This is a genomic window from Rhodococcus sp. Chr-9, assembly GCF_000801125.1.
GTDB classification, from domain to species: Bacteria; Actinomycetota; Actinomycetes; order Mycobacteriales; family Mycobacteriaceae; genus Rhodococcus; species Rhodococcus pyridinivorans.
On the sequence record NZ_JTIZ01000104.1, the window covers coordinates 44,330 to 56,720 of the forward strand.

A 12,391-nucleotide genomic window follows, 5' to 3' on the forward strand; every position below is an offset into this window, starting at 1 on the left:
CACGAGATTAATCACACTCTCACTCGATATCAATAGGTTTCGCAGCTATCATCGCTTTATGGCGATTAATGATGGCGGGGGTTGCCTCGTCGAGACGCAGGGGTTGGATCCGGCGGTGGCACTGTTCCACAGCCTCTCCGATGCGACACGGTTGGCGATCGTGCACCGGTTGGCGTGCGGGGAAGCGCGGGTCTCGGACCTGATGGCCGGGCTCGGACTGGCTCAGTCGACGGTGTCGGCGCATGTGGCGTGCCTGCGCGACTGCGGGCTGGTCGTGGGGCGTCCGCAAGGGCGGCAGGTGTTCTACAGCCTGGCCCGCCCGGAGTTGATGGACCTACTCGCCTCGGCAGAGACCTTGCTCGCGGCGACAGGCAATGCGGTGGCGTTGTGCCCGAACTACGGCACCGACTCCACCACCGAGACGGAGAGCGCGGAGGTGCGAGCATGAGCGACGCATGCGGCTGCGGCCACGACGAACCCGCCGGTGACGGCGAGGCCGAGGAACGCGAACCCGAAAAGCTCTGGGAAGTCAGCGAACTGCGCGCCGCCGCGGTCGCCGGAGTGCTGCTGGTCGCGGCACTGATCGTCGGCTGGACCGGCGGCCCGCGCGCCGTCGAGTTGGGGTTGGAGATCGCCGCGCTCCTCGTCGGTGCCTACACCTTCGTCCCATCCACGCTCAAACGGTTGGCCAAGGGCAAGATCGGGGTCGGCACGCTGATGACGATCGCCGCGATCGGCGCGGTGATCCTCGGCGAGGTCGGCGAAGCCGCCATGCTGGCGTTTCTGTTTTCCATCAGCGAGGGCCTCGAGGAGTACGCGGTCGCGCGCACCCGCCGCGGGCTGCGCGCGCTGTTGAACCTGGTACCGGACCGGGCCACCGTGCTACGCGAGGGCACCGAAATGGTGATCAGCCCAGCGGAGCTGCGCGTCGGGGACCAGATGCTCGTGCGCCCCGGCGAGCGAGTGGCGACCGACGGGGTGATCGTCGACGGGCGTAGCGCGCTGGATGTTTCGGCGATCACCGGCGAATCGGTACCGGTGGAAGCCGGGCCGGGGGCGGAGGTGTTCGCCGGGTCGATCAACGGCACCGGTGTGCTGACCGTCGAGGTCACCACGACCGCTGAGGACAACTCCCTGGCGCGGATCGTGCGGATCGTGGAGGCCGAGCAGGCCCGCAAGGGCGACGCTCAACGCTTGGCCGACAAGATCGCCAAACCGCTGGTGCCCGGCATCATGATCGCCGCCGCCGCCATCGCGGTGATCGGCGCGCTCTTCGGGGATCCGGTCACCTGGATCGAACGTGCGCTGGTGGTGCTGGTCGCGGCCTCGCCGTGCGCGCTGGCGATCTCGGTGCCGGTCACCGTCGTCGCCGCCATCGGCGCGGCGAGCAAGCTGGGCGTGCTGGTCAAGGGCGGTGCCGCACTCGAGGCGATGGGTCGGGTGCGTGAGGTCGCGCTCGACAAGACAGGCACGCTGACCGCGAACCAGCCTGCAGTCGTCGAGATCTCGGCCGTCACCGGCGCCGAGCAGGCCACAGTGCTCGCTGTCGCCGCGGCGCTGGAATCGCGTAGCGAACATCCCCTCGCCCGCGCCATCCTCGCCGCCGTCGAGACCGTCGCTCCCGCCACCGACGTCGAGGCGGTCACCGGCGCCGGGTTGACCGGCCGCATCGACGGGCGTCGGGCGCGGCTGGGCCGTCCGGGTTGGATCGAACCGGGTGTTCTGGCCGCCGATGTGGAACGGATGCAGCACGCGGGGGCGACCGCGGTGCTGATCGAGCTCGACGGCCAGGTGATCGGTGCGATCGCTGTGCGCGACGAACTGCGGCCCGAGGCACACGAGGTCATCGACCGATTGCACGCGCTGGGAATCCGGGTCTCGATGCTCACCGGTGACAACGTCCGCACCGCCGCCGCTTTGGCCGCTGAGGCGGGGATCGAAGACGTGCACGCGGATCTGCGTCCGGAGGATAAGGCCCGCATCGTCGCCGACCTGCGCAAGGGGCGTTTCACCGCGATGGTCGGCGACGGCGTCAACGACGCCCCCGCACTGGCGACTGCCGACCTGGGTGTGGCGATGGGGGCGATGGGCACCGATGTCGCTATCGAAACCGCGGATGTGGCGTTGATGGGTGAGGACCTGCGGCACCTGCCGCGGGCTCTCGAGCACGCTCGTCGGGCTCGCCGGATCATGTTGCAGAACGTCGGTTTGTCGTTGGGGTTGATCACGATCTTGATCCCGCTCGCGCTGTTCGGGGTTCTCGGGTTGGCGGCGGTGGTGCTGGTGCACGAACTCGCCGAGATCGTCGTCATCGCCAACGGTGTCCGCGCCGGACGCACCAAACCCCTGGCCTCGCTGCCCGATTCGGCGGCCAAGCCCGCACCGGTACTGGCCGGAGCGCCCGCGTGACCGCCACCGCGTCGTCTGCTCCCACCGTGTCGCGGTGGGGGCGGCGACTGCGGTGGGTGGCTGCCGCGGCCGCGCTGGCCGGTATCGACCTCGCGCTCAAAGCGTGGGCGCAGACCACGCTGGCCGGGGCACCGATCGAGGCGGGTCCGGTGGACCTGAGGTTGGCGTTCAACCCCGGCGCCGCGTTCTCGATCGCCGCCGACGCACCCAGTTGGGTGATGCTCACCCTCACCACGGTGATCACCACCGCGGTCGCGGTCGGCGGATGGGTGGTCGCGCCGCGCGCGAACCTGCTCACTCGCGTCGCGCTCGCCGCAATCCTGGGCGGCGCGGTTGCCAACGTGATCGACCGGTTCCCCGACGGTGTGGTGACCGACTACCTGCACACCGGCTGGTGGCCCACCTTCAACCTCGCCGACACCTTCATTGTGCTCGGCGCGACCGCCCTCATCGTCGCCACTCTGATCGGAAACTCCGATGAGCGAGAACCACTCTCACCCGAACACCACGCCGACGACCGGGACTGAGCCGGGCTCATCACGTCGGTGGGCAGGGCTGGCGGCGCTGGTCGTCGCCCTGCTCACCGTCGGGCTGGACCTGATGGTTCTCAACGTCGCCCTGCCCACCCTGGCCCAAGACCTCGGCGCGAGCACCACCCAGTTGCAGTGGATCGTCAACGCCTACACCCTGGTCTTCGCCGCGCTCATGCTGCCCGCCGGCGGCTTCGGTGACCGCTACGGTCGCAAACGGCTCCTGCTGGCAGGTTTAGTCGCCTTCGTCGCCGCCTCGGCCTGGGCCGCTTTCAGCGGGTCCACCGGCTCGCTGATCGCCGCCCGCGCGGTCATGGGCATCGGCGCGGCGATCATCGTGCCGCTGTCGCTGGGGATCCTGCCGACCCTGTTCGGCCCCGACCAGCGTCGTCGCGCGATCGCGGTGTGGGTCGGCGCGTTGGGTGTCGGGTTGCCGCTGGGGCCGATCGTCGGTGGCTGGTTGTTGCAGCATTTCTGGTGGGGCTCGGTGTTTCTGATCAACGTCCCGGTCGGTGTCGCCGCCCTGGTCGCCTGTGCGGTGCTGTTGCCCGAATCGGTCGACCCGCACGCACCGCCGCTGGACCGGCTCGGGNCCCGGTACGGCGTCGCTGGTATTCGGCATCATCCAGGTTCCCGCGTACGGGTGGACCGATCCCGTCGTGCTCGCGGCTCTGGCAGCCGGTGTGGGGCTGATCGCGGGATTTCTGGTGTGGGAAAGCCGTGCCCGCGACCCCTTGGTCGATCTGGCACTGTTCACCAATCCGGCCTTCACCTGGCCTACCCTGGCCGCAACCGCAGGCACCTTCACCCTGGTCGGCGTGCTGTTCGTGCTGCCGCAATACCTGCAGATCCTGCGCCACCACGACGCCTTCGGCACCGGCCTGCGCTTAGTGCCTCTGGTGCTGGCGATCATCATCGCCGCAGCCGCCGTCGACAAAATCGTCACCCGACTCGGCGCCAAAATCCCGATCGTCATCGGCATGGTGATCGCCGCGGCAGGATTCGTGCTCGCATCCCGCATCACCGTCGACTCCGGCTACGGCTTCGTCGCGGCGTGCCTGGCGACCGTGGGCCTAGGTGCCGGGCTGGCGTTGGCGCCAGCTGTCGATGCGGTCATGGCGAGCCTGCCCGAGCACCGCAGCGCGGCAGGAGCTGGGTTGCTGATGGACATTCGACAGGTCGGCGCGGCGTTCAGCGTGGCCATCCTGGGCACCCTGCTCACCGTCACCTACACCCGCGACCTCGACCCCCACCTGAGCGGCCTGCCCGAACCAGTAGTCAGCGCGGCGCGTGACAACATCGCCGGAGCACAACTGGCCGCGACCCGGATTCCCGGCCAAGCGGGCGCCGATCTGGCCGCGACCAGCGCCCACGCCTACAGCCACGCCATGTCCGCAGTGTTCCTCGCCAGCGCCGCCATCAGCGCACTACTGGCCGCGGCCATCGCCGCCAAACTCCCCAACCACACTCCTGCGCCCGCGCCGACATCACCGGCGCGTGATCGAAACTGAAATAGCCACTTCCTTGACAGCGGCTGCGGCACGCGACACAACCGCGTGGCAGCCGGACAGCAGTGCACTCCCCGAGAAAGGGCATCCGCCGGAATGGTTACCTCGATCCTGCAGGCCATCGGACTCTTCCTGGTGACCAACATCGACGACATCATCGTGCTTTCGCTGTTTTTCGCCCGCGGCGCGGGAACCCGCGGAACAACGGCCGCCATCGCGACCGGACAATATCTCGGTTTCGGAGCGATCCTCGCCGCGTCGGTCCTCGTAGCGCTCGGAGTCACGGCGCTGCTGCCCGAAGAAGCCATCGCCTACTTCGGGCTCATTCCTCTGCTGCTCGGTCTGCTCGCCGCCTGGAGAGCATGGCGCAACAACGGCGACGACGATGACCGGTTCGAGGGCAAGAAGGTCGCGGTCTGGACGGTGGCGGCGGTGACCTTCGCCAACGGCGGCGACAACATCGGCGTCTACGTCCCGGTCTTCGCCACCGTCGGGACCGCAGCGATCATCGCCTACTCGGTCGTGTTCCTGCTCTTGGTCGGGGTGCTGGTGATCACCGCGAAGTTCCTCACCACCCGCAGCACTATTGCCGAGATCTTGGAACGGTGGGAACACATCCTGTTCCCGCTCGTGCTGATCGTTCTCGGAATCGTCATCCTCGTCAGCGGCGGCGCCTTCGGCCTCTGACGCACACTCCGTGTCCGCACAAACCAGATCACCACGCCAGAAGGGCGGCACCGTGACTTGCCTGACCCCGCGCCCGAATTACCGATCGCTGCTCCGACGCCGCCATCAACGGGCGGTGCGGAGGTGAGGGCTGCCGGGCAGCGCTGGTCCGGTGGGGTGTCCCTGACTCCCGGGCTCATGACATTCACCGGCGACATCGGCGACGCGCCTGCCCACGCCCACGCCGCCGTGCAAGTCCTCTTCGTCGCACGCGGACGATTAATCCTGACCGACGCGACCGGACACACCATCCCCGCTGTCACAGCGATCATCCCACCCGGGGTGGTCCACCAGGTCCACACCGAACCCGGCACCAGCGGATTCCTCGCCTTCCTCGACCCTGACAGCACGACCGCTCACGCAGCGCTGGCCCGACTGGGCGAGCAACCTCGCCAGGCATCCACAACCTGGGTCAGCGTCACCGCACCCGCGCCACCTGCGTCGGCCGGCGTCCCGGCGCGCCGGTCCTCGCATCCGGTCGTAGCCGAGGCACTGCGCCGGGCAACCGAGTGGGTGGGAGGGCCACCCCCGCTGAGCGAACTCGCCGCCGACATCGGGATGTCGGCGAGTCGCCTCTCGCACATTTTCACCGCCCAGGTCGGACTGCCCTATGTGGCGTGGCGGCGGTGGGTACGATTGCAGCTCGGCTTCACCGTGGTGCGTGACGGCGGATCCCTGACCCAGGCCGCGCACACAGCCGGATTCGCCGACAGCGCCCACCTCACCCGCACCTGCCGCGACCTGATCGGCATCTCACCGACCGAAGCGCTGACCGCCACCGGATGGCGGCCGCCACCAGTGCGTGACCGAACCACCACCGCATAGCGCTGCTCGCGACGTGCGGACTACCTCACTGTGGACTCGGCGCAGTTTCGGCCGAGCCGGTGGACGCTGGAGGCGGTGCCGGTACAGCCTCCGCGGCTACGGGTGCAGGTGCTGGTGGAATTTCAGCGGACGTAGTCGAGGGCGTCGGATGATCGGGATCCGGTTGGGGTGGTCCGAACGTGGTGACGACACCGGTCTCCCGGTTGAACACCAACGATCCGCGATCGAAATCGACCCGCAAACCACCGGGCACGGGGTACTCGTTGCTGCGTGGCGCACCCAGCACGCCGTCGCTCCCGCCGAGCTGGGCAAACCGTTGCCCGATGCGCCCGGCAACTTCGTAGACCCGACCGTCGGGAGCCTGGAACAGATAACCGTGGACGAATCGGGTCTGCTGTGCGCCGTCGGCGGTGAACACCAGCTCCGAGGCGGCCGGCCCCAGCCGCCCCTGCGGTCCACCGGTATCGACCCAGTACCGGGCCAGCACACTGCGGTCGACCAAATCCAACAATTTGCCCGTCAGCGCCGCCAACGTCGACACATCGGCATCAGCATCGGGATCGGGCACCGCAGACGAGTCCGGGCCGCCCGGAGCTTGCCCGGGCCCCGCACCCGGGCTCGTACCCGCCGCGATGGAACGAATACGATCCATGAGCGCATACGCAGCATCACCGGCGCAGGTGGTGTTACCGACATCGCGGTGGGAGAACACCACCGGCAGCTGCACCTGTTCGCCCTCGCCGTACGGGGTGTATTCGGTGCCCTCAGAGATCATGGTGGTGGTCCCTCGGGGATCCAATCCCGCGACACGCGCGCGCCACCCGATGAACTGCCCCATCGCGGTGATCGCCGCCTGGGACGGTTCTTCGGATTCGTGGTTACCCATGAACGCCACCCCGGCGGTGTTCTCGTTGAACCCCCCGGTGTGCGCGCCCTGCACGGGCCGGTCCAAACCGCCGAAATGCCCCTCGAAGATCTGACCGTATTTGTCCACCAGCGCGTGGTAGCCGATATCGCACCACCCCAGCGTTTCGGCATGGTAGGCGTAGATGCCGCGCACGATCGCCGCCGACTCGGCCTTGCTGTAGTCGTTGCGTCCCGCGGTGTGGTGCACCACGATCCCGCCCAGGCCGTCGTCGTAGGTCGGGTCCTCACAGCGCAGCGACTCGTCGGCGCCCCACTGCTCCCGGCTGATCACCCGGGGCCCGCCACCTGCCAGCGGTGCCGCAATCGCCGACAGATCCCCCTCGTCGCGGCCTGGATCGAGCAACACCGCCGACAGCTGCGTGGTCGCGGAACCGAGTCGCTCGGGCCCCGTGATCGCGCTCGGCCCCTGAGGTTCGGACAGACCTGCCTCAGCAGGCCCGCGGGTACTCAGGATCTGCACCGCGTCAGTGTCGCCGACATAGACAGGTTCACTGCCCTGCACGCGTCCCGGGCCCGGGCGACGGGCCGCAACACTGTCGTCGGTCCCGGCCTGGAACCACGGACCCCAGGAACCATCGAGTTGGCGGGCTCGCACCATCGTGGTGATGCCCCCCAAGTCCGGCGCTGTCAAACCGATCATGCTGAAACGACCCCGGTGAGTGAGCTCGGTGACCTGCGCTCCGATTCGATCGGCCAACTGCTCGGGCACCACGCCGGCATCCAACGCCGGTGTCCGGGCCGAGATCGGCGCGGCTCCCTCGCCGGCGATGAAACCGATCGGCCCGACCCGCGAACCCTCCGGTAGCGGTGGCGCACCCGGGACCACCGCAAGATCACCGACCCGCAGGTCCGGCAACGGCATCCCGGCCAGCTCACGCAACGCCACCACCGCCGTCGGAAACTCCGACAGCGCGACCACAGCGGTCCTGGTCTGCGCACGCTGGCCCGGACCGCTGTCGTTGGAGAACCGGTACTGACCCCCTCCACCGAGGAAACCGGCCACGACCGGCGCCGCGACCACAGCGACCGCGACCAGGGGAAGCGTTATGGTTCGTTTGCGGGCGTAGTTCGGCACCAGTACTCCTACCTCGGTAGAAACCGCGGCGGCCGGTCCGCATTCCACAACCCGAACCGCACCACCGATCACACCAACCACAACCACCCCAAGCATGAAGGGTTACTCGAGACTGTAGCCGGGGTGTAGCTGACATTCGGTGCGACACCCGGGCCATTGGCCGCCGCCGGTCAGGTCCTGCCCTGCGATGACCTCCACCTCGGCCGCCACTCGGCGAGGCGAAGTCAGCCGGTTTCTTCAAGCCCCTTCCGCGCCTGAGCGCGAGGCTGAATCCATGTCCACGCTGCTCGCCCGCCCACTCATCCGCTACGGCTACGCACCGTTCATGCTGCTCGGTATCAACGGTGTCGGTATCGCCGTGGCCGCCGGCGGCGCCCACAAGGCCTGGTTGATCGCCCTGCTCGGGGTCGCGGTCGCGGTGTCGTTCACCGCCGAACGCGTGCTGCCGTATCAGGTGTCCTGGAATGCCTCTCACGGCGACACCGGCCGCGACACCGTCCACGGCTTCGTCAACGAAACCCTCATCCTGGCCAGCGTCGCCGCCATCCCCGCTCTGGCCGCGCTCATTCCCGGCGACGGGATCTGGCCGCACGGTTGGCCGTTCGTGATGCAGGTGCTGATCGCGGTCCTGGTCGCCGACCTCGGGATCACCCTGGCCCACTACGCCAGCCACAAGATCGGGATCCTGTGGCGGTTCCACGCCGTGCACCACAGCGTCACCCGCTTCTACGGGCTCAACGGCCTGATGAAACACCCCCTGCACCAAACCATCGAGATGACCGCCGGGGTCACCCCGCTGCTGCTGGCCGGGATCCCGGTCCCGGTCGCCGCCGCACTGTCGCTGGCGGTGGCGGTGCAGCTGCTGTTGCAGCACTCCAACGCCGACTACCGCATCGGTCCCCTCAAACACGTCCTGGCGCTCAACGAGGGCCACCGGTTCCACCACCTGAAATGGGCCGGCATCGGCGACGTCAACTTCGGGCTGTTCACCCTCATCTGGGACCACCTGCTGCGCACCCACAGCTACGACCCGGCACGCCGGTTCACCAGCACCGACCTCGGCATGGCCGCCAAACCCGACTACCCCACCGGCTACCTGGCCCAGCTCGCCGAACCCTTCACCCGACACGGCGCCTGCCACTTCGCACCCGACACCACCCCCACGTCGGAGACCGCCGAACAGGTCACAACAGCCTGACCACCCGTTCCGCCGGACACATCGACCATTCGAAAGGAACCTGCCGTGCCGACCATCCCGCCCGCAGCCCGCGCCCGCTACCACGACGAAATGCACGCCGCCAAGACCACACCCGACCCCGCCCAGCGCTGGGCCCACCTCGAACGTGCCCACATCCTGTCCCAGCCCGACCCGTGGCTACACACCGCCAACCACCTCGCCATGCTCGCCCTGGCGGTGCGCCAGCGCGACCGCCGCGAAGCCCTCGGCCAGATCATCCGGATCATCGTCGCCGCCCCCGGCTCCCTGGCCGGGCTCGCCCCCGAAGGCAACACCGGCCGCGCGCATGTCGGGCTGCGCCAGACCATGCCCACACCACCCGACCTCGCAGCCCTGCTGCACCCGGCGGCCGCATAACCCACCGGTTCGCTCGCCCCGGATAACGGGCTGTTATCCGGGGTAGCGTGAAACTCGACCTGCGGCGGACCCACCGTCGCGCCTACACGAAGCAGCCCTGTTATCCGGGGCAAGCCGGAAACGGGGAACCGATGGCCGCGAAGGTGACACGGCTACGCACCGCGCCGACGCGCACCCTGCGCACCGCCGCCGAGGCGTTCCTCGACACGATCGGCTCGGCGAACACCCGCCGCGCCTACGGCATCGCCATCGTCAAGACCGTCGACGCGATCGACGGCCGGGGCCCCGACGGGCTGATCGGTGCCAGCCGTGCTCTGGACTCGGTCACCGACGCCGAAATCGGCGCCGTGCTGGAAGCGTTGTGGGGCCAAGCGGCGGTCAACACCTGGAACGCGCGCCGCGCCGCGGTCGCGAAATGGCTGTCCTGGTGCCGCGAGCAAGGCTGGACCGCCCCGGCAGTCCCGTCCTCGGCCGCCCGATCGACCCCGCCGGACTCGCAGACACCGGTGCGCTCGCGGACCGCGATCGACCGGCTCATCTCCCGCCGCGACATCGGCCTGCGGGAGAAGACGCTGTGGCGGATGCTCTACGAAACCTGCGCCCGCACCGAGGAACTGCTCCAGCTCAACATCGAAGACCTCGACCTGGCCGGCCGCTGCGCCCGGGTCAAATCCAAAGGCGCCAAACCCCGCACCCGCCGCCGCGGCGCCACCCACCACGAACACGTCCTGGAAACCGTGTACTGGGACGCCGGCACCGCCCGGCTCCTGCCCCGGCTGCTCCGCGGCCGCACCCACGGGCCGGTATTCCTCACCCACCGCCGACCCGGACCCGGAAAATACCTCGCCGACCGCGACCTGTGCCCCGACACCGAACACGCGCGGCTGTCCTACGACCAAGCCCGCGACCTCCTCGACGCCGCCACCGCCACCGACGGCCCCGGCACCGGATGGGACCTCCACGAACTCCGCCACTCCGGCCTCACACACCTCGGCGAATCCGGCGCAAGCCTGCTCGAACTCATGGCCAAGTCACGCCACCGCAAGGCCGAGAACCTGCGCCGCTACTTCAAACCCGCACCCCAGGCCATGCGCGAACTGACCAGCCTCATCGGCCCCGGCACTTCCCGCACCCACTGACCAGCAGCGACGCCATATCCGCCCGAAATTCGGCCAATACTACGGCGACCCCGACTGGTGGTGCGCCGCGTCAAAGACGCCCGCTACCTCGACGCTCCGGAGCCGGTGTGGCGGCATCACCCGTTCTTCACCAACTCGGTCCTGCCGACGGTGGAGGCAGACCTCGTCCACCGCAAACACGCGATCATCGAAACAGTGTTCGCTGACTTGATCGACGGTCCACTCGCCCACTTCCCGTCCGGGTCGTTCGGGACGAATTCCGCGTGGGTGCTCTGTGCTGCGATCGCCCACAACCTACTGCGCGCCACCGGCATCCTCGCAGGTGGGCGGTACGGCCGTGCCCGTGGAGCGACGCTGCGGCGGCGGAGCGACGCTGTCCCAGCTCGTCTGGCTCGGCCGCAACGTCGACCGGTCCTGCATTTGCCCAGTTACTGGCCGTACGCATCGCGATGGTTGCAGTGTGGCACAACACGATCGGATATACGCCTTTGGTGGCTGCCTGAACCCGTCCATCTCCGACGCTGTCGGCTGACCTCGTTCGCAGTGGAAAAGCTGGGTAGGCCAGTGGGTACCGCATGCCCGCAGTCGCTGGCATGCACGCCGGTCAGCCGCGTGCCCGCTTCACCAGCGAGTCGGTGGATTCAGGCTAAGAGCATGTCTCATTTGGTCAGTGTCTTGAAGGAGGTCAACGCGGCAGCGAGTTGGAGAAGGGAAGCGAGGTTCTCACCGTGACGTTCGTAGCGCATCGTCAGCCGGCGATAGCCGCTCAGCCACGCCAGGGTGCGTTCGATCTTCCACGGTAACGGCCGAGGCGCTCGCTGCTGTCGACGCCGCGGCGGGCGATCCGTGGGACGATGCCCCGTGCCCGCAGCCTCCGGCGGTGTACGGGATAGTCGTAACCCTTGTCCGCCCGCACCCGGCCGGGCCGGCGACGACACGGACCACGACGCGAACGCACCGCCGGAATCGCAGCAACCATCGGCTGCAACATGACACTGTCATGGGTGTTCGCCGAGGTCACCGCCGTGACTAGGGGAATGCCATCGGCGTCGGAGAGGATGTGGATCTTCGAGCCGTTCTTACCTCGATCGACCGGGCTGGGACCGGTCAAAGAGCCCCCTTTTTCGCCCGCACGTGCGCGGCGTCGAGGATCGCGGCGGACCAGTCCAGGTCCCCACCGGCACCGAGTTGGTCGAGGACCCGGCGGTGCAGCTCGTCGAACACCCCAGCCTTGGCCCAGGTCGTGAACCGTCTGTGCGCGGTCGGAACACTGACTCCGAATGACGGCGGCAGGTGCCGCCAGGCACAGCCGCTGGTAAGCACGTAGACGATAGCGGTGAACACCGCCCGATCATCGAGTGCCGCCCGGCCGCCGCCCTGCGGCCGCGCCCGGAAGCCAGGCAGCAACGGTTCGACGATCTCCCACAACGCATCTGGTACCAGCCGGGAAGACAACGCATCGACCACGACGGTGCATTATGCCGCACAAACGATCTAGTCCATAAGAGACATGCTCTAACTGAACGGTATTGCGGCTAGGCCGCTGGTGGCCCAGTGGGTGTGTAGAGGCGATTAATGGTGAGGGCGGCAGCGAGTAGGCGGGAGTTGCTTGTGAGGTTGCCCCTTGAGAGTGGACACCAGATTTCATGCCGCGAGTG

At 68.4% G+C, this 12,391-nt stretch carries 11 protein-coding genes and 2 pseudogenes; 11 read left to right on the forward strand and 2 right to left on the reverse strand.

Features of this window, described 5'->3' with window-relative positions:
- Positions 1-58 precede the first annotated feature (58 nt).
- The 7 genes from QR64_RS15635 (at position 59) to QR64_RS15660 (ending at position 5,998) form a co-directional block, all read left to right on the forward strand.
- Complete coding sequence (locus QR64_RS15635; RefSeq protein ID WP_019290696.1) at positions 59-448, forward strand: ArsR/SmtB family transcription factor; 390 nt, start codon at positions 59-61, stop codon at positions 446-448.
- Complete coding sequence (locus QR64_RS15640; protein ID WP_019290695.1) at positions 445-2,409, forward strand: heavy metal translocating P-type ATPase; 1,965 nt, start codon at positions 445-447, stop codon at positions 2,407-2,409. The genes QR64_RS15635 and QR64_RS15640 overlap by 4 nt, the downstream gene beginning before the upstream one ends.
- The gene (lspA, locus tag QR64_RS15645; protein WP_019290694.1) at positions 2,406-2,936 is read left to right on the forward strand and encodes a signal peptidase II; all 531 of its coding nucleotides are present in this window, start codon (positions 2,406-2,408) and stop codon (positions 2,934-2,936) included. Before QR64_RS15640 ends, lspA begins: the two co-directional genes overlap by 4 nt.
- On the forward strand, positions 2,887-3,531 hold a 645-nt coding region (locus QR64_RS27965), incomplete at its 3' end, for an MFS transporter (protein WP_235367166.1). The genes lspA and QR64_RS27965, both read left to right, overlap by 50 nt.
- Positions 3,532-3,562: 31 nt before the next feature.
- Complete coding sequence (locus QR64_RS27970) at positions 3,563-4,450, forward strand: MFS transporter (RefSeq protein WP_235367169.1); 888 nt, start codon at positions 3,563-3,565, stop codon at positions 4,448-4,450.
- A 93-nt stretch (positions 4,451-4,543) separates the two neighbouring features.
- Positions 4,544-5,134, forward strand: coding sequence for a cadmium resistance transporter (locus tag QR64_RS15655; protein WP_019290692.1), 591 nt, complete (start codon positions 4,544-4,546; stop codon positions 5,132-5,134).
- A 123-nt stretch (positions 5,135-5,257) separates the two neighbouring features.
- Positions 5,258-5,998, forward strand: coding sequence for a helix-turn-helix transcriptional regulator (locus QR64_RS15660; RefSeq protein WP_037217579.1), 741 nt, complete (start codon positions 5,258-5,260; stop codon positions 5,996-5,998).
- 25 nt (positions 5,999-6,023) lie between these two features.
- Here QR64_RS15660 and QR64_RS25210 read toward each other — a convergent pair whose 3' ends face one another.
- Positions 6,024-8,000: an N-acetylmuramoyl-L-alanine amidase gene (locus tag QR64_RS25210; RefSeq protein WP_039586111.1), complete on the reverse strand. Its 1,977-nt coding sequence runs from the start codon at positions 7,998-8,000 to the stop codon at positions 6,024-6,026.
- Positions 8,001-8,274: 274 nt separating this feature from the next.
- Here QR64_RS25210 and QR64_RS15670 point away from each other — a divergent pair, with 274 nt between their 5' ends.
- The 4 genes and pseudogenes from QR64_RS15670 to QR64_RS26935 all read left to right on the forward strand — a co-directional run.
- Entirely contained in the window at positions 8,275-9,198 is a 924-nt protein-coding gene (locus QR64_RS15670) for a sterol desaturase family protein (protein ID WP_019290689.1), read from the forward strand.
- A gap of 45 nt (positions 9,199-9,243) precedes the next feature.
- Complete coding sequence (locus QR64_RS15675; protein ID WP_019290688.1) at positions 9,244-9,594, forward strand: DUF3703 domain-containing protein; 351 nt, start codon at positions 9,244-9,246, stop codon at positions 9,592-9,594.
- Positions 9,595-9,641: 47 nt separating this feature from the next.
- Positions 9,642-10,733, forward strand: coding sequence for a tyrosine-type recombinase/integrase (locus QR64_RS15680; RefSeq protein WP_235367168.1), 1,092 nt, complete (start codon positions 9,642-9,644; stop codon positions 10,731-10,733).
- A gap of 51 nt (positions 10,734-10,784) precedes the next feature.
- Positions 10,785-11,236 (forward strand): annotated as a pseudogene (locus tag QR64_RS26935) (IS1380 family transposase); the annotation flags it as partial.
- A 156-nt stretch (positions 11,237-11,392) separates the two neighbouring features.
- Here the strand turns inward: QR64_RS26935 and QR64_RS26575 are convergent.
- Positions 11,393-12,200 (reverse strand): annotated as a pseudogene (locus QR64_RS26575) (IS5 family transposase).
- Between the last annotated feature and the right edge of the window lie 191 nt (positions 12,201-12,391).

Coding starts and splice junctions, on each gene's coding strand:
- QR64_RS15635 (WP_019290696.1), top strand. CDS start 59: ATGGCGATTAATGATGGCGGGGGTTGCCTCGTCGAGACGCAGGGGTTG.
- QR64_RS15640 (WP_019290695.1), top strand. CDS start 445: ATGAGCGACGCATGCGGCTGCGGCCACGACGAACCCGCCGGTGACGGC.
- QR64_RS15655 (WP_019290692.1), top strand. CDS start 4,544: ATGGTTACCTCGATCCTGCAGGCCATCGGACTCTTCCTGGTGACCAAC.
- QR64_RS15670 (WP_019290689.1), top strand. CDS start 8,275: ATGTCCACGCTGCTCGCCCGCCCACTCATCCGCTACGGCTACGCACCG.